Origin of the sequence: Achromobacter sp. NPDC058515, from assembly GCF_042721735.1 — a bacterium.
Lineage (GTDB): Bacteria > Pseudomonadota > Gammaproteobacteria > Burkholderiales > Burkholderiaceae_B > Achromobacter.
On the sequence record NZ_JBHXNI010000004.1, the window covers coordinates 129064 to 148792 of the forward strand.

General features: G+C 63.0%; 34 protein-coding genes and 1 tRNA gene. 29 read left to right on the plus strand and 6 right to left on the minus strand.

Annotated elements, in window-relative coordinates; all coding sequences use genetic code 11:
• Window positions 1-26 precede the first annotated feature (26 nt).
• A complete protein-coding gene (locus ACFWP0_RS09215; protein WP_239212298.1) occupies window positions 27-191 on the plus strand; it encodes a hypothetical protein in 165 nt (54 codons plus the stop codon).
• A 2-nt stretch (window positions 192-193) separates the two neighbouring features.
• Here the strand turns inward: ACFWP0_RS09215 and ACFWP0_RS09220 are convergent, their stop codons facing one another.
• Window positions 194-448 carry a YdaS family helix-turn-helix protein gene (locus ACFWP0_RS09220; RefSeq protein ID WP_377841402.1) on the minus strand — a complete coding sequence of 85 codons (255 nt, stop codon included), beginning with the start codon at window positions 446-448 and terminating at the stop codon, window positions 194-196.
• Window positions 449-530: 82 nt separating this feature from the next.
• Between ACFWP0_RS09220 and ACFWP0_RS09225 the strand changes: the two genes are divergently transcribed.
• Genes ACFWP0_RS09225 through ACFWP0_RS09235 form a run of 3 tightly spaced genes read left to right on the plus strand, consistent with a single transcriptional unit; the run spans window position 531 to window position 2337 of the window.
• The gene (locus tag ACFWP0_RS09225) at window positions 531-1631 is read left to right on the plus strand and encodes a helix-turn-helix transcriptional regulator (RefSeq protein ID WP_377841403.1); all 1101 of its coding nucleotides are present in this window, start codon (window positions 531-533) and stop codon (window positions 1629-1631) included.
• Window positions 1632-1675: 44 nt separating this feature from the next.
• Window positions 1676-2014 (plus strand): hypothetical protein, encoded by a 339-nt coding sequence (locus ACFWP0_RS09230; protein ID WP_377841405.1) that lies wholly within the window; start codon window positions 1676-1678, stop codon window positions 2012-2014.
• The gene (locus ACFWP0_RS09235; RefSeq protein ID WP_377841406.1) at window positions 2011-2337 is read left to right on the plus strand and encodes a hypothetical protein; all 327 of its coding nucleotides are present in this window, start codon (window positions 2011-2013) and stop codon (window positions 2335-2337) included. The genes ACFWP0_RS09230 and ACFWP0_RS09235 overlap by 4 nt, the downstream gene beginning before the upstream one ends.
• Before the next feature lie 70 nt (window positions 2338-2407).
• Here the strand turns inward: ACFWP0_RS09235 and ACFWP0_RS09240 are convergent, their stop codons facing one another.
• Window positions 2408-2932 (minus strand): zinc-ribbon domain-containing protein, encoded by a 525-nt coding sequence (locus ACFWP0_RS09240; protein WP_377841408.1) that lies wholly within the window; start codon window positions 2930-2932, stop codon window positions 2408-2410.
• A 510-nt stretch (window positions 2933-3442) separates the two neighbouring features.
• Between ACFWP0_RS09240 and ACFWP0_RS09245 the strand changes: the two genes are divergently transcribed.
• From ACFWP0_RS09245 to ACFWP0_RS09355, 23 genes are all read left to right on the plus strand, one after another.
• Complete coding sequence (locus tag ACFWP0_RS09245; protein ID WP_377841409.1) at window positions 3443-3895, plus strand: DUF1566 domain-containing protein; 453 nt, start codon at window positions 3443-3445, stop codon at window positions 3893-3895.
• A 111-nt stretch (window positions 3896-4006) separates the two neighbouring features.
• Entirely contained in the window at window positions 4007-4399 is a 393-nt protein-coding gene (locus ACFWP0_RS09250) for a hypothetical protein (protein WP_377841411.1), read from the plus strand.
• Between the two features lies 1 nt (window position 4400).
• Window positions 4401-4778, plus strand: coding sequence for a hypothetical protein (locus ACFWP0_RS09255; protein WP_377841412.1), 378 nt, complete (start codon window positions 4401-4403; stop codon window positions 4776-4778).
• Window positions 4779-4937: 159 nt separating this feature from the next.
• On the plus strand, window positions 4938-5450 hold the full coding sequence (locus tag ACFWP0_RS09260; RefSeq protein ID WP_377841414.1) for a hypothetical protein: 513 nt from the start codon (window positions 4938-4940) through the stop codon (window positions 5448-5450).
• Window positions 5447-5602, plus strand: coding sequence for a hypothetical protein (locus ACFWP0_RS09265; RefSeq protein ID WP_377841416.1), 156 nt, complete (start codon window positions 5447-5449; stop codon window positions 5600-5602). Before ACFWP0_RS09260 ends, ACFWP0_RS09265 begins: the two co-directional genes overlap by 4 nt.
• A 1-nt stretch (window position 5603) precedes the next feature.
• Complete coding sequence (locus tag ACFWP0_RS09270; protein WP_377841418.1) at window positions 5604-6701, plus strand: hypothetical protein; 1098 nt, start codon at window positions 5604-5606, stop codon at window positions 6699-6701.
• Window positions 6702-6708: 7 nt separating this feature from the next.
• A complete protein-coding gene (locus ACFWP0_RS09275; RefSeq protein ID WP_377841419.1) occupies window positions 6709-7458 on the plus strand; it encodes an ERF family protein in 750 nt (249 codons plus the stop codon).
• Window positions 7451-8122, plus strand: a complete 672-nt coding sequence (locus tag ACFWP0_RS09280) for a hypothetical protein (RefSeq protein ID WP_377841421.1) — start codon at window positions 7451-7453, stop codon at window positions 8120-8122. Before ACFWP0_RS09275 ends, ACFWP0_RS09280 begins: the two co-directional genes overlap by 8 nt.
• Window positions 8122-8610, plus strand: a complete 489-nt coding sequence (gene ssb, locus ACFWP0_RS09285; protein ID WP_377841423.1) for a single-stranded DNA-binding protein — start codon at window positions 8122-8124, stop codon at window positions 8608-8610. The genes ACFWP0_RS09280 and ssb overlap by 1 nt, the downstream gene beginning before the upstream one ends.
• An 86-nt stretch (window positions 8611-8696) precedes the next feature.
• Window positions 8697-9266: a DUF1566 domain-containing protein gene (locus ACFWP0_RS09290; protein ID WP_377841425.1), complete on the plus strand. Its 570-nt coding sequence runs from the start codon at window positions 8697-8699 to the stop codon at window positions 9264-9266.
• A 42-nt stretch (window positions 9267-9308) separates the two neighbouring features.
• The gene (locus ACFWP0_RS09295; protein WP_377841426.1) at window positions 9309-9713 is read left to right on the plus strand and encodes a DUF1566 domain-containing protein; all 405 of its coding nucleotides are present in this window, start codon (window positions 9309-9311) and stop codon (window positions 9711-9713) included.
• 37 nt (window positions 9714-9750) lie between these two features.
• On the plus strand, window positions 9751-10140 hold the full coding sequence (locus tag ACFWP0_RS09300; RefSeq protein ID WP_377841428.1) for a four helix bundle protein: 390 nt from the start codon (window positions 9751-9753) through the stop codon (window positions 10138-10140).
• Between the two features lie 256 nt (window positions 10141-10396).
• Entirely contained in the window at window positions 10397-11509 is a 1113-nt protein-coding gene (locus ACFWP0_RS09305; RefSeq protein WP_377841431.1) for an RNA-directed DNA polymerase, read from the plus strand.
• Window positions 11506-11652, plus strand: coding sequence for a hypothetical protein (locus ACFWP0_RS09310; RefSeq protein ID WP_377841432.1), 147 nt, complete (start codon window positions 11506-11508; stop codon window positions 11650-11652). Before ACFWP0_RS09305 ends, ACFWP0_RS09310 begins: the two co-directional genes overlap by 4 nt.
• A gap of 1 nt (window position 11653) precedes the next feature.
• Window positions 11654-12181 carry a hypothetical protein gene (locus ACFWP0_RS09315; RefSeq protein ID WP_377841434.1) on the plus strand — a complete coding sequence of 176 codons (528 nt, stop codon included), beginning with the start codon at window positions 11654-11656 and terminating at the stop codon, window positions 12179-12181.
• Window positions 12181-12828, plus strand: coding sequence for an HNH endonuclease (locus ACFWP0_RS09320; protein ID WP_377841436.1), 648 nt, complete (start codon window positions 12181-12183; stop codon window positions 12826-12828). Before ACFWP0_RS09315 ends, ACFWP0_RS09320 begins: the two co-directional genes overlap by 1 nt.
• Window positions 12809-13060: a hypothetical protein gene (locus ACFWP0_RS09325; RefSeq protein WP_377841438.1), complete on the plus strand. Its 252-nt coding sequence runs from the start codon at window positions 12809-12811 to the stop codon at window positions 13058-13060. Before ACFWP0_RS09320 ends, ACFWP0_RS09325 begins: the two co-directional genes overlap by 20 nt.
• 4 nt (window positions 13061-13064) lie before the next feature.
• Entirely contained in the window at window positions 13065-13871 is an 807-nt protein-coding gene (locus ACFWP0_RS09330) for a hypothetical protein (RefSeq protein WP_377841440.1), read from the plus strand.
• The gene (locus tag ACFWP0_RS09335) at window positions 13864-14289 is read left to right on the plus strand and encodes a hypothetical protein (protein ID WP_377841442.1); all 426 of its coding nucleotides are present in this window, start codon (window positions 13864-13866) and stop codon (window positions 14287-14289) included. Before ACFWP0_RS09330 ends, ACFWP0_RS09335 begins: the two co-directional genes overlap by 8 nt.
• Window positions 14282-14599 (plus strand): Lar family restriction alleviation protein, encoded by a 318-nt coding sequence (locus tag ACFWP0_RS09340; RefSeq protein WP_377841444.1) that lies wholly within the window; start codon window positions 14282-14284, stop codon window positions 14597-14599. The genes ACFWP0_RS09335 and ACFWP0_RS09340 overlap by 8 nt, the downstream gene beginning before the upstream one ends.
• The gene (locus ACFWP0_RS09345; protein ID WP_377841445.1) at window positions 14600-14923 is read left to right on the plus strand and encodes a hypothetical protein; all 324 of its coding nucleotides are present in this window, start codon (window positions 14600-14602) and stop codon (window positions 14921-14923) included.
• Window positions 14898-15980 (plus strand): tyrosine-type recombinase/integrase, encoded by a 1083-nt coding sequence (locus ACFWP0_RS09350; RefSeq protein ID WP_377841447.1) that lies wholly within the window; start codon window positions 14898-14900, stop codon window positions 15978-15980. Before ACFWP0_RS09345 ends, ACFWP0_RS09350 begins: the two co-directional genes overlap by 26 nt.
• 90 nt (window positions 15981-16070) lie before the next feature.
• Window positions 16071-16147: transfer RNA gene (locus ACFWP0_RS09355), tRNA-Met, on the plus strand.
• Window positions 16148-16260: 113 nt separating this feature from the next.
• Here ACFWP0_RS09355 and ACFWP0_RS09360 read toward each other — a convergent pair.
• The 3 genes from ACFWP0_RS09360 to ACFWP0_RS09370 all read right to left on the minus strand — a co-directional run bounded on the left by ACFWP0_RS09360 (window position 16261) and on the right by ACFWP0_RS09370 (window position 17924).
• Window positions 16261-17172, minus strand: a complete 912-nt coding sequence (locus ACFWP0_RS09360; protein WP_377841449.1) for a hypothetical protein — start codon at window positions 17170-17172, stop codon at window positions 16261-16263.
• Between the two features lie 183 nt (window positions 17173-17355).
• A complete protein-coding gene (locus tag ACFWP0_RS09365; RefSeq protein WP_377841452.1) occupies window positions 17356-17550 on the minus strand; it encodes a hypothetical protein in 195 nt (64 codons plus the stop codon).
• 122 nt (window positions 17551-17672) lie between these two features.
• A complete protein-coding gene (locus ACFWP0_RS09370) occupies window positions 17673-17924 on the minus strand; it encodes a hypothetical protein (protein ID WP_377841454.1) in 252 nt (83 codons plus the stop codon).
• Window positions 17925-18182: 258 nt separating this feature from the next.
• On the opposite strand from ACFWP0_RS09370, the gene ACFWP0_RS09375 reads away from it, so the two are divergent.
• A complete protein-coding gene (locus tag ACFWP0_RS09375) occupies window positions 18183-18374 on the plus strand; it encodes a hypothetical protein (protein WP_377841455.1) in 192 nt (63 codons plus the stop codon).
• A 26-nt stretch (window positions 18375-18400) separates the two neighbouring features.
• Here ACFWP0_RS09375 and yddG read toward each other — a convergent pair whose 3' ends face one another.
• A complete protein-coding gene (gene yddG / locus ACFWP0_RS09380; protein ID WP_377841457.1) occupies window positions 18401-19309 on the minus strand; it encodes an aromatic amino acid DMT transporter YddG in 909 nt (302 codons plus the stop codon).
• 167 nt (window positions 19310-19476) lie between these two features.
• Here yddG and ACFWP0_RS09385 point away from each other — a divergent pair, with 167 nt between their 5' ends.
• Window positions 19477-19719, plus strand: coding sequence for a 6-phosphofructokinase (locus ACFWP0_RS09385; protein ID WP_377841458.1), 243 nt, complete (start codon window positions 19477-19479; stop codon window positions 19717-19719).
• Window positions 19720-19729 lie beyond the last annotated feature (10 nt).

The following is a 19729-nucleotide window of genomic DNA, read 5'->3' on the forward strand; positions in this document are numbered from 1 at the left end:
TATGAACAAAGAGCGAGGTGTGTTTCGTGACCGAAACGGAAAAGTTGTTGATCAGTGCCCAGGACTTGGCCCGCCGGATCTTTGAAGACCCGAGCGAGAAAGCCGTCATGGATTTGTTTCAGGAGCTGTGCGCCGAGCGTGATCGCATGGCGTGGGCGACGGACGGCAGAGAGAGCGCCACGGTGCATTGACCTCATGACGCAGTCGCCTCTACTCGTCGCTGCCGCTTCGGCTTGCGAAGCACGTCCCATCGGAAGCTGGGCAACAGTTCTTCGCAGCGCACGCCAGTGGCCTCTTCAATCAGCGGGCAATGCTCGGAGGGGAGCGGCCGCTTGAGGTTGACCCATTCATGAACGCTGACAGGCGTCACCTTGAGGATGCGAGCAAGGGCGGCCTGGCCGCCCGCGATATCGCATGCTCGGGCTAGGGATTCGTGTCGTTTTTTCATGTCCATGCCGCATTATTAGGCGTCGCCTAATGCTTGTCAATAGGAATTGCCTAATGCGGCTCTACAAGGCGAAAGTTAGGCAATGCTTAATGGAACTGACCTCGGAGCTGCCATTAAGGCAGCCATTGAAAAGAAGATCGCCAGCGGGGCCGCGCCCTCGCAGGCGGCGATCGCACGTCATTTCAATGTCAGGCCACCCTCAATCCATGACTGGATCAAGAAGGGGTCCATCTCCAAAGACAAGTTGCCGGAGATGTGGCGGTATTTTTCGGACGTTGTGGGCCCGGAACATTGGGGCCTGAAGTCCTGGCCGGATATGGGAGCGCCAGCAGCTCTGGAGCCGGCGCCTGCGCACAAGCCGTGGCCTTTCAAGACGATCCCTGAGGACCAGATTCACGACCTACCAGAGTCGCAGCGCAATGCGCTCGAAGGCGCCATAGCGCTCGCGATCGCCCAGATGAAGCTAGGGATTCAGGTGTCGCCGCCGCCCGCGGCTCCCGCGGCCAACGTCATTCCCTTGCGTTCTCACAAGCCTGGCGGTCTGGTCGACATGGATCACGCCGACGACCCGTTCCCTATGCGCATCGCGGGTTTGCCGCCGGCGCCCTGGGAGGGTGGGAACACCACATATCAGGCCGAACGAAACCCGAAAATCAGGATCAGCACCCAGACCGGCGTGGTTGCGAATGCGGGGCCCGGCGAGCCGCATGCGGCCAATGACAGGTTTGAGAAGGTCCCCGAGTTGGCCGAGGTGCGCCTGGCGGCGGGCGATGGCATCGAGAACCACAGCGAAGACCAGACCGGCATGATCCAATTCCGGCGCTCGTTCCTCAAGGCGGTAGGCGCGGACAACGGGAAAGCCCGAGTGGTGTATGCAAAAGGCGACAGCATGGAGCCGGTTATTCGAGACGGCGCAGCCCTGCTCGTCGTCCCCAACGAGAACCTGACGCTGCAGGACGTGGCTACCGGCGGTGTTTACGCCATCAACTATGACGGCAAGATGCTTGTAAAGACCGTGACACGAGACAAGCTGACCGGGCGTTGGGTTGCACGGTCGTTCAACCCGGCCTACTCCGACATTCCCCTGGAGAACGGCACGCCGGTGCGGGTTCTCGGCCAGGTAGTCTGGGCGGGCGCCAGGCTGCGGGACGACGAGGCCGGGCAGTGGGTGCGCGCTCGATAAGATTCCATTGAGGCGGTCAAATTTGGATGACGGACAAACCTCCTATGCAGAACAACAGTTCGAAACCGTTCGCGAACGACGAGGCCGAACGTTTGCGCGCTTTGGCAGAGGATCCTAGCCTCTCCCCCCATCAACATGCCCAAATAGCATCGACTCTCGAGGGCATTCAAACGTTCATCACCGATTACCGAGCAATCTCGAAAGATTACATAAGGCTTCGGGAGGCGGTGGTTGAGTTTGGCAGCGCGGTCGTGCCTATGCTCGAAGCAGCAGTAAAGTCCGATTCAAAATCAATTCCGGCCGACGTGCTTGCGACGTTGATCAAGCGTCTTTTGGCCGAAACCCTCCGCTCCACTCCAGGCCCGGATGGGGAGGGCTTATGATCGAGTCCGAGGACGTACGCGAGACAAGGCAACTTTTAGATCGCCTGAAGGCGCAACCTTCCTTGCAAGGCGGGGGTGGCCCCCCTAATATCCCCGTTGCAGGTGGCCGCGACCCCGGGGATAATGGCGGAATGGAAGCACGGGTAGCCAAACTCGAAGCCGCTGCGGACTTCATCCAACGCGAAATTTCCGACCTTAAAACGGAGGTTCGGGGCTTACGCTCGGACGCGAGGAACGATTTCAGAATGCTGTTTGGAGCGCTCATTACGGTCGCTCTCGGCCTCGCAGCCCTGATGGCTAAAGGCTTCGGCTGGTTTTCCTGAAGGGACACCGCGCGCGATCAGCCACCTTCGGGTGGCTTTTTTGTTGGGCGCTGGCATCTGCATTGCAGGCTTAATCGAGGCGCCCTTCTTTCGCCCGCACGGCCAGCACCGTCTTGTTGTCTTTTGCCAAGTCGCACTCGTAGGTCACGGTGGTGAATGCGCCGAAGCCATTTTGGAACTGCGCCTTGTCACCCAGATACGTGATCACTCCGGACTGTTTGTCCTTCCAGCGGAATCGGTCAAACTTGGATTCCAGGAAGCTGTCCGTCCACTTGACGTCATGCTTTGCCAGCTTCTCGACTTCTCGAGCGCAGTACACGCTGGCCGATACAACACCGGCATTGCCCAAGCATGTGAGATCCGTAGCGTTGCAGGAAGAAGCCTCGGTTTTGGAGGCGGACGCACCTGGCTTGGCAGCATCACCTTTATCCCCGCCAAGCACAAAATAAAGGATGCCGAGGGTGACGACCCCGATCAGCACCGGGTGCGCTTTCTTTTTGGGAATTGATATCTTGACGGGCGCGCCACAGCTCGCGCATGCCTTGGCCTTGTCGCTGACCTCTTTCCCGCATTCCTTGCAAGTGATGAGAGCCATCTACTACACCTTGTAATTAGACGATTCAGCATGATAGCCCATACGGTCTAAGCCTCTCTCCGGCCGGCTCCGGTTTCCCACCCAAATCACATGCCCGCCTAGCGCGGGCTTTTCTTCGCCAGCCCGAAAATTATTAGGCGTCGCCTATTGACAGAACATTAGGCGACGCCTAATATTCACCTAACGCAGCAACGCACCGCTTTGTGGCTAAGCCCGGCACCGCGACGAAGCGCCACCGCTCTTTAACAACCAGCACAGAGATAGAACAGGCCAATGGCGCGACAGCGCGGCTAGGCCCCGGGCTCACCCTCCGCCCCGGAAAGAAGATCGACGAGGACATCAACGACCCAGGCGCGGCGAGCAGTGAGCTGTTTTGCCTGCGGACGATTGATAGGGCAGCGCCCCACCTGGAGCCGCGATGAGCGGGAGTAGCCAGGGGAGCGTTGCCCCAGATTTCATCTGAAGCCCCATTCACCGAGTGCTGGGCTTTTCATGAACTTGGAGAAACCAATGAGCAACGCATTCGTGGTCGGGCAATACGCAGAAGGTCAAGGCGGCATCTACATCGGCAAGACCGCGCAAGGGCGCCACCTGTTCGCCGCCGCCGCGCCACTGGATGGCGGATTCGAATTCGGCGGCTACGGCGACAAGCTGGAGGGCTATTCGGATCTGGATGGCGCCGAGAACACCCGCAAGCTTCTGCTGCGCGGCGCCCACCCAGCTGCCGAAGCCGCATCCGAATACACCGCTGACGGTCTGGCTGACTTCTACCTGCCGTCCCACCGCGAACTGCTGCAGGTGGTCGCGGTGGAAGGCTTCAACGAAGACGCAAGCGATGTGTGGACTTCGACGCCCTACGGCTCCGACGACGCCTGGGCGGTGCATTTCGAGTACGGCTACGTCTACCACTGGACCCGCTACGACGAGTTCCGGGTTCGTCCCGTCCGCAGCATCATCGCTTAACCCCTTCATCCCTTTGCCCCGGCTTGCCGGGGCGAAATTCCCCAAGAGCTTATTCAGTCCGGCGCACGTTAAGCGCCCGCGCGCCTCGGGATTCGGGGCCTGGAGACTTCCATGAACGAAAGCCGCATCAAACGCCGCGCCGCGCGTATCGGCGCAGTTGGCCAGGAATACCTGCTGAACGTCTCGAAGCTGCGCGCCGTGGTGCGCGACTACTCGCGGGACCGCCATCCGGTCTATCGCGTGAACCCGGCAAACCGCCAGCGTGCACAGGACGCGCTGTTCAAGGAGCGTCGGTTCTGGTTCGGTGACCGCTTCAGCGGCCCGGTCAGTCCTGCCGCTCGGGCCGCACTGCGCGTCGCGTGTGACGTGGGCACGGACTTCATGGCGCTGCGCGCGGCGCTCATCCCGGATTACTTCGTCCGCCTGCTGGCGGCCCGCCGCATGCCCGCCGCGCCCCGCGCCGGTGTCCTGGCTGCGACTTACGACAACGAAGGGCGGAACTGACATGGCCAACCTCGCCTACGCCACCCCGTGCGGCACCGCCACGATCATCCCGGCAAGGACTCAAGCTCAGCGCCGCATGGCGGCTCTGCGCGAAATGGATGCTGATGTGCATGCCGCCCTGGTGCGGGACATGACGGTGCTGCGCCAGTACGAGCCCGGCCAGCGCGCAGCAGAGGCGCTGTACACGGCCACCATTGGACAGCAGAACGCTGAGACGGCATTCGCTATGGCCGTGGCGTCGTCGGTGCGCGGCGATGACCTCGCCGTGGTCGGCGCGCACTTCCGCCAGTGGGTGCTGCTGGCCCAGGGCCATCTGGTTTCGGACCTGGTCGACCTGTGCGACGACGGCCAGCGCGTGACTTTCGGGCGTCGCAAATGATCGGCTTCCTAATCCTGGGCTTTGTCCTGCTGGTGCAGGCCATCGCCGACGCCTGGAGGTCGCGCAAATGATGACCGCGTACGCCATCTGGGGCGTGGCCGCCCTTTACGCAATTGCCCTGATCGGCGACGCCTTGATGGCGCGCTGCTGGAGAGACGAATGACGACGACACACACGCCCGGGCCGTGGGAAATCGACGGCGAGTATGTGCAGCAAGCTGACCAGACGGGCGTCGCCGTATGCGATGTCATGAATATGGACGTAGGCGGTGCCACAGGCTGGTACTCCGGGCCAGTTACGCAGGCCAACAAGCATCTGATCGCCGCCGCGCCGGAGCTGCTGGAGGCGCTGGAAGAGGCGGTTGACCTGGCCTGGATCGAGGATTCGCACCAGGTGCAGTTCGACCCCACCGTGATTTTCAGCGAGTTCTACGACTTCAGTGGTGTGGATGGCACGAGCCGAATTGAGTTCCACGGCCAGCATGAATGCATCGTCTGGCCCGGTACCAAGTGGTCTGCCTACTGCACATACGACGGCTCCCTGTGGTTCGAGAAATTCGACACCGCCGAGGAAGCCAAAGAGGCCTGCATGCGGCTGCTGGATAGGGTGCTGCCCGACCACCCGGCGATGCGCGCCCGCGCCGTGATCCGTAAAGCCCGAGGTGCCCAATGATCCGCCGCCTCCTGCGCGCCCACTGGGAAGGCGTCGTCATGGCCCTGCTGATGACCTTGGCCTTCTCCCTCGCCGGCATGTTGGACGAGCCGGCCCCCACCCTCACTGCCTGCGAAGGCTGCGGCAAGACCGCAGTCGCCGCGAAGGACTGACATGACCGAAGCAACCCAACTTGCCGAGCTGCCGCCGGCGGAAACCGCCCTGGACGTCTATTCCAAGGCCGGCGGCCTGGATCCCTGGCTGGACAAGATCCGCGCTGAGGTGACCGGCCACGTGCCGGACCTGAAGACCAAGAAAGGCCGCGACGCGATCGCCAGCCGGGCCCACAAGGTCGGCAAGGCCAAAGTCGCGCTGGACGATATCGGCAAAGAGCTGGTTGCCGAGCTGAAGGAGGTCCCCAAGAAGATCGACGCGGAGCGCAAGCGAATGCGGGATCTGCTGGATGCGTTGAAAGAAGAGGTCCGCGCGCCGCTCACCGCCTGGGAGCAGGCCGAGGACGATCGCGTGCAGCGGCATAAGGACGCCATTGAGGGCATCGTCGCTCTGGTCGTGGACAGTGGCGAACCGGCGGAATCTATCCGCGCCGCCCTCGCAGCGGTCGAGGCCGTCGCCATCGGTCCCGAGTGGGAAGAGTTCGAGCCGGAAGCCGCCCGGACGAAGGACAAGGCATTGACCAGCCTGCGCGATCGCCTCGCCGCCCGCGTGAAGTACGACGCAGAACAGGCGGAATTGGACCGCCTGCGAGCGGACGCCGCGGCGCGCGAGCAGAAGGACCGCGAAGAGCGCATCGCCCGCCAAGCGGCCGCGGAGGCGCAGCGCAAAGCCGACGAGCGGGCCCAGGCCGAGCGCGACGCCGCCGCGCGCCGCGAAGCTGAAGCGCTGGCGGCAGCCGAAACAGCCCGCCTGAACGCCCAGCTTGCCGATGAGCGCCGCGTCGCCGCAGAAAAGCAGGCTGAGATTGATCGCCTAGCCGCCGCGGAGCGTGAGCGCGTGGCAGCTGAGCAGGCCGAGAAGGACCGGGCCCAGGCTGCCGAGCAAGCCGCCGCGGCGGAACGCAAGCGCATCGCCGACGAACAGGCCGCCGAAGCAGCCGAGGCCAGGCGCCGCGAGGCCGACAAGGCGCACAAGGCAAGCATCAACCGCACCGCCCTGGAAGCCTTCGCCGCCGGCGGCATGCCCGAGGCCTGCGCCAAGCAGGCGGTCACGCTGATCGCCAAGGGCCTGATCCCCAACATCCGTATCACCTACTGAGGACGCCATGAACGACGTTATCGAAGCACCGGCGCGCGAAGTCGCCGCACCCATGGCCGGCCCGGCCGCCAACTCCCCGATGGGCATGATGCTGGCGGCGCTAAATCAGGGCGCCCAGCTCGAGCAGATCGAAAAGATGATGGATCTGCAGGACCGCTGGCAGAAGGGGGAAGCCAAGAAGGCATATGACACCGCCTTCGCCGCCTTTAAAGCTGAAGCGGTCAAGATCATCAAGGGTAAGGATGTGACAGACGGTCCCCTCAAGGGGAAGTCCTACGCCGAGCTGCACGACGTTGTGAACGCTGTCACGCCCGCCCTCTCGAAGCACGGCCTGTCCTCTTCCTGGAAGCTCACTCGGGACGAGAAGGACTGGATGGAAGTGACGTGCTATTTGCGGCATGTCGGAGGCCACGAGGAAAGCGTGTCCATGGGCGGCCCGCCTGACGCCGGCGGCGCCAAGAATGCCATTCAGGCTCGAGCCAGCACCAAGACCTATCTGGAGCGCTACACGCTCAAGGCTATCACCGGACTTTCTGAGCAGAACGACGATACAGATGGGGCCGGAGCGTACCGGAACGCCCTACTGGATGAGTGGGCCGAAAAGCTCCAAACCGCGAACTCAGAACAAGATCTCCGCGCCTTGAGTCGAGAAGGCCAGAAGATCTTCAACTCGAAGCGGGATCAGGTCGGCTTCCGAGATTTTTCCACGCTCGTCCAGGCGCGCGCCGCCGAAATTCAAGGGGTTAAATATGCGTGACATCAAATTCCGCTGCTCCAGCATAGGCAAGCTGATGACGTCTCCCACTGCGGCGGCGATTAAGGCCGGCGAGGTGTTGTCGGTCGGCGCCAAGACCTACATCCGCGAACTGGCCCAGCAGGAGATCTTGGGTATCGACTTCGAGATATCCGGAAAGGAAATGGAGAAAGGCAAGGAGGTTGAGCCGGACTCCATCGGGCTGTTGAACCGCGTCCGCGGCCTGTCCTTGGTGAAGAACGCCGAACGCCGCACCAACGAATGGCTAACGGGGGAATGCGATCTCTACGACGAAGAGCGCCGGCGCGGTCACGACCTGAAGTCGTCGTGGTCGGCGAAGACGTTCCCCGGCTGGCTGGTCGACGCGATCGACAGCGGCTACGAGTGGCAGATGCGCGGCTACATGATGCTGTGGGATGCCGACGAATGGGAGGTGAACTATGCCCTGGTAGACACGCCGGAACGCCTGATCGGCTTCGAGCCGCTGCAGATGCACATCGTGTCTCACATCCCCGAGCATCATCGCCTGACGTCCTGGATCATCGAGCGAGACTTCGACAAGGAGCGCGAGATGGTCGCCAAGGTCAAGGCCGCGCGCGAGTACTTTTCCGAAGTCATTCAGGACTTCGACCAGATCCACCCCCAACTGCTCAAGGAAGCCGCGTAATGGCCAGCGTGAACAAAGTCATTTTGGTGGGCAACCTGGGTCGCGACCCCGACGTCCGCTACAGCCCCGACGGCGCGGCCGTCTGCAACATTTCCCTGGCCACGACGTCGAGCTGGAAGGACAAGGCCAGCGGCGAAAAGCGCGAAGAAACGGAATGGCACCGTGTCGTCATGTACAACCGCCTGGCTGAAATCGCCGGCGAATACCTGAAGAAGGGCCGCTCGGTCTACATAGAAGGCCGCCTCAAGACGCGCAAGTGGCAGGACAAGGACACCGGCGCCGACCGCTACAGCACCGAAGTCGTCGCTGATCAGATGCAAATGCTGGGCGGCCGCGATGAGGGCGGTGGCGGTGGTTACGACGACGCACCGCGCCAGCAGCGCGCCGCTCCGGCCCAGCGCTCGACGCCTCAGCAGCGCCCCGCCCAACAACAGTCGGCTCCTGCCAGCAACCTGGCAGACATGGACGACGACATCCCTTTTGATTGAGGGCGCAGGAACTAGAACGCCGAAAGGCTTCCTGCGCCCCATGTAGCCCCCCTCGCCGCGATCGCGGCAAATCCCCAAGGAAGACCATGAACAACATGATCCCGTTGGATCCGGGCGGTTTGCGCCTGGAAATCCCTGCTTCCACCCTGCTCAACGCCCTGAGTAGCTACCTGTCCTCTCGGCCGGCGGCGCCGGTCCACCAAGCCAAGATCGGCGAATACCTGCCCGGCCAGGGCGGCGTCTATGCCGGCGACATCCTGGGCGATGACGGAGTCGTCTACGGCCTTGTTGTCGCCAGTGAAGACCTGGACGGCACATACGCCTGGGGGCCGGAAGACGGCGAGCGCCAGGCAAGCAACTGGGATGGCCTGGTCAACACGAACGACCTGCTGCGCCACAACGGCACTCACGCCGCGGCACGCGCAGCCAAGGCCTACAGCGCGGATGGGCATGCCGATTTCTACCTACCGGCCAAGCGCGAACTCCAGATCATCGGGGCCAACCTGCCTCACCTGTTCCAGCCGAAACCCTACTGGACCTCGACGCCCTCCGGCTCCTACGGCGCCTGGGCGGTGAGTTTCGAGGACGGCGACGTCGACAACTGGAACCGCGACAACGAGTTCCGGGTTCGTCCCGTCCGCAGATTCACCTATTGATCCCTTTACCCCTTAAGCGGGCGCAGCCCGCAGGAGACTTGCATGACCGCTACCGCAATGACCGTGCCCGCCATCGGGCAAGAATGGCCCGAACAGGGCGGAATTTTCATCGGCTCCCGTCTGGTTGATGGCGCCGTACACCACGTGATCATCCCCGGCGGCAAGGAATTCGATCTGGCTGATGTGGAGTTCGATCATCTGGCCGCAGCCATCGACGAGCGCGGCGAAGTGAACGGCCATTCCGATTGGCGAGCGCCCGATCAGGAAGACATAATGCTGGCCTACATCAACGTCCCGGACCTCTTCGACAAGGACGACTGGTACTGGACGAACAAGCCCTACGGCTCCTACGACGCCTGGGCGGTGCTTTTCGAGAACGGCGGCGTCAGCAACTGGGACCGCAGCAACGAGTTCCGGGTTCGTCCCGTCCGCAGCATCATCGCTTAACCAATTTATCCCTTTGCGGGCGTAGCCCGCCGATGCCATGGCCCTGCACACTGACACCAAGATTTTCAAGGTTACCTATGACCTGAGCCTGTTGGTAACAAAGCTGGTCGCCAACATGCCCCGGAATTACAAGGCGGACTTTGGGGCCGACCTGCGCAAGCAGTGCTTCGGCCTGGTCATGCTCGTGTATCGGGCCAATTCGGCATCGGACAGGCCGCCAATTATTCGCATCCTTCGGGAAGGCGTAGAGGCGGCGAACCTGTCGCTGCGGCTGGCAGCCGATCTTCGGCTGATCTCTCGCGGGCAATACGGCGAGGCGATCGCGCTCACCGACAGCATCGGACGCCAAGCCACTGGATGGCTGAAACACTCCGAGAACGCGCTTGCTGCCCCGTCGTCACGGCGCCCGGGCCAACGCGCTTATTGATCTGGTCACGCCGCTGGCCCACAAGGCCACCGATATGCGCATCAGAGGAAACCGACGGCTTAGGCCGGCCAGGTCCCGCGCAGTTTCCCCGCTGATCCGGCAAGCCTTCGGCGGGGCGACGTGGATAGCGTGATGTCTCGCCCTACGGCTCCTACAACGCCTGGGCGGTGAATTTCGAGAACGGCGACGTCAACAACTGGAACCGCAACAACGAGTTCCGGGTTCGTCCCGTCCGCAAATCATGCTCGGAGTTTCTATGGATTCAAGCCATTCGTTCGCGGAGCTGGTGCAGGCATATTTTGACTGCCGCCGGCTCAAAAGGAATACGGCCAGCGCCCTGCGCTTTGAAATGAACCTGGAGCGCAACCTGGCCAAGCTGGACGATGAGCTCCGGAGCGGCGCATACCGCCCCGGCCGCTCCATCTGCTTTGTGATCACACATCCCAAGCCGCGCGAAGTCTGGGCGGCCGACTTCCGAGACCGGGTGGTTCACCACCTGCTCTACAACAAGATCGCCCCCCGCTTCCTGGCAGGGTTCGTCGCTGACTCCTGCGCCTGCATCCCCGGTCGCGGCACGCTCTACGCCGCCCAGCGCCTGGAGGCAAAGGTGCGCAGCGTTACGCAGAACTGGTCCCGACCCGCCATGTACCTGAAAGCGGATCTGGCCAACTTCTTCGTCAGCATCGACAAGCGCTATCTCTGGCTTCGAGTTGGCGGCAAGATTCCCGAGAACTGGTGGCGCAGCCTGGCCGCCCAGATCCTATTCCATGACCCCAGGCCGGACGTCGAGGTGCGCGGCAACCTCTCCACCCTGGCGCTGGTTCCCAGGCACAAGCGGCTTGGCGAAGCGCCCGACTACTGCGGCCTGCCCATCGGCAATCTGTCGTCTCAGTTCTTCGCCAACATCCTGCTGGATGGGCTGGACAAGCACGTGAAGCACCGCCTGCGAGGGCGTCACTACGTGCGGTACGTCGATGACTTCGTCCTCCTGCATCCGTCCGCGCAGTGGCTGACGCAGGCGCTGGCCTCGGTCAACGCCTACCTGCCGAATCTTGGCCTGGCGCTGAACCCGCGCAAAACCATCATCCAGCCAGTCGACCGCGGTGTCGACTTCGCCGGCCACGTCATCAAGCCGTGGCGCCGCGAGGTTCGCCGGCGCTCCGTCCGCACCGCGCTGCAGCGGATTGAGTCCCTGCCGCAAGAGAAGGTGTTCGAAACGGGCAATAGCTACCTCGGCCTGCTGCGACACACCGATGGTCGACACGACAGCGCCTTGATCGCCAACGCCATGCGCAAGCGCGGGCATTCGGTGAGCGCTTCCCTGAAAAAAGCTTACCGCCTGCCCCAGGCACAAGGAGAGCAGCCATGAACCGCCGCGACCCCGAAGACGACCCTGTCGCCGACCTCCTCCTGTATCTCGGCCCGACCGGCGTGGCGATCCTCATGGCCGTCGCCGGCGCCGCCTGCTTCTGCGTCGCCGACCGAATCGTGTCCCTCATCTTTGGAGCCTGAAATGTCTGAAAAGAACCAATGGAAGCCTATCGAATCGGCGCCCAAGACGGGTCGCACCCTGTTGCTTGGCTACTGGAATTCCCATGGCAAGTGGCGCACCGTACGCGGTCAGTGGATGTCTGCGGAATACATCGGCCAGGAATGGGAAGAACCGGACGATGTCGAGGCCGGATGGTTTGAGACAGCCGTCGAAGCGGATGACGTGCCAAATTGCTGGCCGGTCAATCCTTCTCACTGGCAACCCATGCCCGCGGCTCCCTGCCCGACCTGCAACGACCAGGGCACGGTCGGCAACATCCTGACCGCCGAGCCGTGCCCGGCCTGCACGCCAGCCGCTGCAGGGCCCGGGGATGTGCAGGACGCGGCGCGGTGGCGCTGGTTGTCGGCGCAGTTCGACAACCTTACGACGTCCGAGTCTGTGCTGTTCCTGGAAATGCTGTACCTGAACCCCGACAAGGCGTGCTCGCCCCTTGGTGCCACGGTCGACGCCGCCCTCGCCGCCCAGGTCCCGCAGCAGGGAGAGGCGTGATGGGCGGCAAGAAATGGACGGAAGCCCAGGAGGCAGCGGTGCGCAAGTTCTACGCGAACGCCCCGACCAAGGTCATTGCTGCCGCCGTGGGGCGCTCGGAATCATCGGTGTACCAGCTCGCGCAGCGTCTGGGGCTGAGGAAGTCCGACACCTATCTCTCCAGCCCGGAGGCGGGGCGATTCGACGGAACGCGGGGGGAGGCCTGCAGGTTTCCCAAGGGGCATGAACCATGGAACAAGGGGACGTCGTTCCAGCCTGGCGGCAAGAGCGTGGAAACACGCTTCAAACCCGGAAGCCGCCCGCACACATGGCAGCCAGTAGGAAGCTACCGCATCACCAAGGATGGCACGTTGCAGCGAAAGATCAGCGACGCGCCAGGCAGCAACAGCAAGCGCTGGCGCGGCGTGCATGAACTGGTCTGGATCGAGTGCAACGGCCCCGTGCCTGCCGGCCACATCGTTGTCTTCAAGCCCGGCATGCGCACGGCCGATGTTGACCTCATCACCGTGGACAAGGTCGAGTGCATCAGCTTCGCCGACAACATGCGGCGCAACACCCTGCACCGTTATCCCAAGCACATTACCGACGCCATCCGCGCCCGCGCCGTCCTAAATCGGAGAATCAACCATGTCGAAAACCATCAATGACCTGCGAGACGCCATGTTCGAGACGATGACGGCGCTCAAGGAAGGAAAGATCACCATCGAGCAAGCCAAAGCCGTGAGCGAAATCGGCCAAGTCATCATCAACAGCGCCAAGGTGGAGGTCGATTACATCCGGGCCAATAACGGCGGCGAAAGCAGCTTCATCGACGCCGTGGGCAACGACAACCTGCCGCCCGGAATCACCGGGGTAACGCGCCATCGCCTCGTAGGGTAATCCCATGACCGACAAAAACAACGCCGCTAACCCGGAAGCACACCCGCTCCCCTGGACCGCCCTGCCTGCCGACAAGGCCGACCTGTTCGAAGGCGCGGACATGTGGTTCTTCAACGATGCCGACGGCGAGGAAGTCTTCTACGGCTGCGCCATGAGCGCTGAGGTGCGCGACCTGATTCTGGAAGCCGTGAACGGAACCGCCCTGCTGTCCAATCTGCGCGCCGCTGTAGCAGATGAGCGGGCGGCGGAGAGCCATTTCGAGGACGAGCTTGAACGCGCCTATTGGGAAATGGACGCCCGCATCAAGGGCCTCGGCAACCACAAGGGCCGCCCGCAACCAGACCGCGATGCTTTCAAGTGGGCGGTTCGCGGGATGCAGCCAATGCCGCCCAAGCCTGCCCCGGAATACATCTGCATTTGCTGCAACATCCCCCGCAACAACTGCGATTGCGCCGCCCTGGCAAGCGCCCCTGTAGCCGGGGAGGCGGTAAGCCGGGATTCCGTATTGAAGGAAGTCGCGGGCTTCATCCGTGGCACGAACTGGATCGCAGAGGAAGAGCCTATCGGCGACCTGATCGCGAGGCATGTTCTTTCGATGGCCCCGTGTGCCGCGCCCCAGGCCAGCGAGGCGGCGCGCGATGCCAAGGTGCTGATCGAGAAACTTGAGGCATGGCAGGCCGTCTGCGACCGGATCGTGGACCAGTATGGCGGCGTCGTGGCTGGCGTGGACTTCGCAGCGCTCGGTCGCGCAAACCGCGCCGCCCTGTCCGCGCAACCGGGAGCGCAGAAGACGGGAGGTGGCGATGCGTAGTGATCGCGAATTGCTGGAACTGGCTGCAAAGGCGGCCGGGATGAACCTCGGGCGCTACCTTGACGGGTGGAATTGGTCAAACGATGGACCGAGAGGCGCGGGCATTTACAAAATCGATCCGAGCCAATCGCCGGTTGGAAATCCTCGGTTTCGGTTCATCTTCTGGAACCCGCTCACCGACGACGGCGACGCGCTGCGGCTGGCGGTGAAGCTGAATCTCACAACCGTGTTTCACCCTGCTCTCGGGCAGGCGCTTTGCAGGCCCTACTGGTCGACCGACATGGGAAAGGAATCACGGGAAGACGTTGAAAAGCATGCCAACGATCCATACGCCGCCACCCGCCGCGCCATCGTCCGAGCTGCCGCTGAAATCGGCGCCCACCCCAAGCAGCACAACGACGGAGGCGCGGATGCCTGACCTGAAACCTTGCCCGTTCTGCGGCTCCGAAGCTTTCGCCACCTTCAAGACCGGCGACGACGATATACGCCGGCATTCGGTGCATTGCCGGGAACGCTGCGGCGCGCAGATGGGCAGCAGAGTGGTCGGCCACTACAGCGAGGAAAGTGCCGTCAACGCATGGAACCGCCGCTCCCCTGACGCCCACCTGGCCGCCCAGCTTCGCGAGTGCGCCGAGACCCTGGGAGCCGACCAGATCGACGAAATGCGCGCCAGCCGGGCCTATGCCGACGCTATGGCGCTGCTGGATGAATTGAAGAAGGAGAGCTGAATGGCAGACGCAGCCCAACACCACGCACCGGCCGCGCTGAAGCCCTACCTTTCAGATGAGGAGGTCAACGAAATCTGCGATCCGCTGACGCAGCCGCACGCGCAGATTCGTTATCTTCGCAGTTTGGGAGTCGCGGTCAGCCGCAAGCCAAACGGGCGCGCGCTTGTCGGTCGCGCCGCCTTTGATCGTGTCATGGCTGGCGCGGCACCTGAGGCAGCCAACGAATCGACTTCGCCGGAAGTGGGCACGCAACCAGACCACACCGCACTACAACAACTTTTCACCAAGAAACGGAAGCATGGGACGCAAGCGAAAATCGGCTGACCAGGGATTGCCGCCGCGCGTCTACATGAAGCACGGCGCCTTCTACTACGTCCACCCCGGCAGCGGAAAGTGGGAACGGATCGGTACCGACCTCGCCGAGGCCAAGCGCCGCGGTAATTTGTACAACGACCCCGCCGGCGAATACGGTTCCGTGGCCTACTGGCTGGGCATGTTCATCGCGGATTGCAAGAAGCGCATCGGCCTGCCGAAGTCTCGCCGCGGCATCGCCCAGCGCACGTATGACGATTATGAGGACGCCGCCTCGCCGCTGACGGTGTTTTTCGGCAAGATGCTGCCACACCAGGTCCAGGGCTACCACGTGGCCCAATACCTGGACGCGGGAGCGCAGGCGGACCGGGCAGTCCGGGCAAATAGGGAGAAGGCCTGCCTATCCGCTGCTTTCAGCTGGATGATGCGGCGGCCGGAGACCGGCGTCAGCAGCAATCCCTGCTTTGGCATTGCCAGAAACCCCGAACAAAAGCGCGACCGGTACGTCGACCACGACGAATATGCCCTCATCTTCGGCAAAGCTTCCAAGCCGGAGCGGATCCTGATGGAGCTGATCTACCGGACGCTGCAGCGCCCAGAGGACATCATCACCTGGACGGCGGCCAACCTCGTCAACAAGCGGGAGGCCGATGGCACGGTACAGCGCGTGATTCGCAACCGGCAGGCGAAGACCGGGCAAGTGGTGGACATCCGAGTCACGCCGCAGATCGAGGCGATCCTGGCCAGTGCGGCGCCCGCAGACGCGATTCTTGGCCCGGGCCTGCCGCTGGTGCGCACGCGCAAGGGAGAGCCGTACACCTACGACGGAATTTCGGCGATGTTGCGCCGCCGCGTGTACAAGGCCGTCAAAGACGGAAAGCTGTCGGAGCCCTTCGGCTTCTATGACCTGAAGGGCAAGGGCGCGACCGATATGTGGCTGGACCACGTGCCGCTGACACAGATACAGGTGCTGTGCGGCCACGAGTCCGTGCGCACCACGGAGATCTACGTCAAGGCGCGTTGGCGGGGGACCGTCACCCCCAACAAAACAGCCATTCCAGCCGTCTAATATCGAGCGAACGAGCCAGCAAAGACGCGGCCCGTAGCAGTGCGCAGGGTGTGGAAATATTGGACAGATCGGGAGGGGATTTCTATATTTGGCGCGGGTTTCCGGCCCGTTCGGACACCGGAATCATAATCCGCAGGTCCCCTGTTCGAATCAGGGATGCGCCACCAAGAATTTAGGAAGCAATTTAAAAGGCCCTCACCTCGGTGAGGGCCTTTTGCTTTGCGGCGGCGGGAAAACGAGGCCTGCAAGAATAGGCCTGCAACAATAGGCCCGCAAGAATCTACAGCTTGCGCAGGGTATCGCGGCTCCTGCCGCCCCAGGTTGCGGCCAGGCTTGCCACGAACGCGCCAATCAGCATCGAGGCGAATCCCCACAAGGCGAATGCGGCGGCAGCCTTTCTGGCCGTGTCGGCTGCTTCCTTGGCCTTTTGCTTGGCGTCCTCGGCCGCCTTCTTTGCGTTCTGGATTGCCTGTTCGACGCGGCGCTGCGCCACGGCGGGTTCCAGGCCGGTTTGGGCCGCGACCACCTTCACGACATAGTCGCGATCTTCCTGCGTCATGTCGCCCCGCGTCAGGCTCATCGCCACGATGCGGCCGACTTCCGCGCGAGCCGCGTCGGGGTCGTCGTCGAAGTCGGGCTGCTCAGCGCGCAGCAGGGTATCGGTGAAGTAGTCGGTGGCCTGCTCCATCCCGCCGCCGCTTGCGCCCGCGGCGGCCGTGGCCGTCACGGCGGTGCCTGCACCCGCCACCACCGATGCGCCGGCCTTTGCGGCGCCCGAGGCCAGGGATGCAATGGCTGAACCGACCAGCGCCGCGCTGACCACCGCGCTCAGCGCCCACACCAGAAAGCCGTGCGCCGTATCGCGGAAGTAGATTTCATCCGAATGCACGTCCACCCATTTGGTCCGCAGCCTGCCGGCCACGTAGCCGCCAATGCCGTAGGCGACGATCTGGGTGAACAGCATCCAGGCGATGATGCCGATGCCGATCGCAGGCGCCGACATGCCTTCATCGCCCCACGGCGAAACCGACAGGAAGCCCAGGCCGGTGCCGCCGGCAAACAACGCCAGCGACAGCGCGGCGGCGATCACCGCGCCGGCAAACACCGCCGCCCACGACACCGCCGAGATCGCCGATTCGCGTGGCGGCACACCGTCGGCGTAGGGCTGGCTTAATGAAGATGCGTTTTCCATGGTCAATCCTTATTCCTTGTTTTTCGCGGCCGCGCACGCGCGGCGCCGAAGCGGGACGTGCATCAGTGCCAGAACAGCGCCAGCAGGATGATGATCGGGATGGGCACGCCAATCAGCCACAGCAGAATGGAACGCATAGAAACCTCCTTGGATGTCTTTGCCGCCTGACGCGGCGGGCGGCGGTCAGGCCAGGTCTATCGTGCCCGGCGCGCGGGGGTCCGGCGGCGGCGAAGGATCGGGGTCGGGCGCGTCGGGATTGTCGGGCGGGCGGTTCGGATCGGGCCGCGGATCATCCGGCGGCAGATTGCCGGGCAGCGGGGGATCGTCCGGCGGCAGGCCGTCCGGCTGGCCGGGGTCGCGATGCGGTGATTGAGACATGATGTCTTCTCCTCAAACGGCGCCAAGCGCGCCTCGCCTCCCATCAGCAAACCGCATTCCCAAAGTCCCTGAATGCGAAAAAGCCCTCTTGCGAGGGCTTTCAAGGTGTTGACAGGCGCCGGTCAGGGCTTGGGCCTGCCGTCCACGGGCGATTCGCGGCCGTCCTCGCCATCGTTGTCCAGAAATGCCACGACGGCGGCCTTGCCGGCGGTCGAGGCCTCATCCATGCTGCCGTAGCGCTTTTCCGAGTAATTGGTGCTGCGCACATTGCCGGATTCGGGATCGAGCAGGGTGATGATCCATGCGAACTCGCCGGGCAGCAGCTGACGGACTTGCAGGGTGGCGCGCGTGCCGGGGCGCAGTAATTGCGACATCTGGCAGCCTTACGAGTGTTTTGATGCTGCCATCGTAGCGCAATCCCACCCGCCGGAGGGGAAGCGTTGCACTCGAAAAAAATGCTGCACGCGCACATGATTCCATGCTGCGCCCCTCGCGGCAAAAATGCCACAAAGCGCCCATTCCGCCAGGAAAACCCTAGGGCGCAGTCCTGCAATACAGGCGCACAATCAACACAAACATCTAGACCGCTCAGCGGCGCCGCATCCCTTTAATCAGGCGAGGACGGAGACAACATGACTTATGTGGCAGTGGTTATCAGCTGTTTGATGGTTGTGGGTATCGTCGCGTTGGTGATTCAAACGATAAAAAGCGCGGGCCCCGAGCCCTGGCTGAAAATATCGGCGGCGATTGTCAGTTCCACCTTTGCGTCCCTCTTGTTGATTCCCCTGGGATACGCGGTCGCCCAGACCATGCTCATCGAGTGATTCCGCTGGTGGCCATGCTTGCGGGGCTACCCGCCCCGGGCTGGCCTGCCGCGCGTTGCCGCCCAGCACAGCAACGAACCGCCGGTGACCATGGCCACGCCCTGCCAGAACGACATCGTGAGCGGGGTCGACAGCCATACCGCTGCAAAGAAGGTGGAAAATACCGGAGTGAAATAGGACGCGGTAGCCAGCAAGGTCAGATTGCCCCGCAGTATCCCCACGTTCCAGAACGCATAACCGGCCGCCATGGCGCTGCCGGTCAGGAGCAGTTCAAGCGTGGCGGGTGCCGTAAACGCAAACGCCGGCTCCGCGCTGACGAAATACTTGATCCACAGGGCGGCGGCGGTCAGCATGAAAAACAAGGCAACGCCATTCTTACCGTCGGCAAAGCGCTTTGTGACGTTGCAATAGACGGCCCAGATGATGGCGCCGCTGAAAGCCAGTCCATAACTCAGGGGGTTGCCCGATATGTTGGCCGCCGTGCGTTCCCAGGAAAGCCCGCCCGGTCCGCCGACCACCCAGACGATGCCGAATATCGACAACAGAATGCCCGGCGCCACCAGCGCGCCGGCCCGCTGGCCGTTGATGACCATGGCAAGAATCACCGTAAAACATGGCCACAGGTAATTCACGATGCCCAGCTCGATTGCCTGCCCGCGATCGGCGGCAAATCCCAGCGACAGCGACAGGCATATTTCATAGGCGACGAACAGGATGCTGCCCACGATGAGGTAGGAACGGGGAAAAGTCCGCAGTTTGGGAACGCCCAGCAACAACACCAGGAACAGGGAGCCCACCGTGTAGATCAGGGCGGCGCCGCCGATCGGACCGAAGCTCTCGCTGACGCCGCGGATCAGGCCGACGACCGTGCCCCACAGCAGTACCGCCAGCAAACCCAGGAGGGTGGCCGTATTCCGGCCGGGAGTAAATTGCATTACCGTTTCCGATTGCCCGCTGTCCGCGCCGCACGCCCTGGACGGGCCCGACGCCAAGGCGGGAAGTTTAGCGAAAACCCGGGCAGGCTGTAGCAACCCATCGGCATACGGGAACCGATGCCAAGAAGCGACATACCCACTCAGACGCAAGAGGGAGAAAAAGCTGCATGGCCATTTCAATACGCAGGTTGAGCGACGTGCTGGCAAGCACGGAGTCGGGTCGGCTCTATCGAATAGAGGTGTTCTTGCAGGCGGATGATCCGGGGCCCGCCACGCCCCCGCCCGTCGACACGCGCTACATACTCCGCACCACTGACGGAGAGCGCGTGGTTCCGCTGGGCGACAAGCGCTACCGGCTGAAGTCGGGCGAGGTCCTGACGGCCCTGCCGCCGCCGCGCCAGGAAAGCTGACGGCGGACGC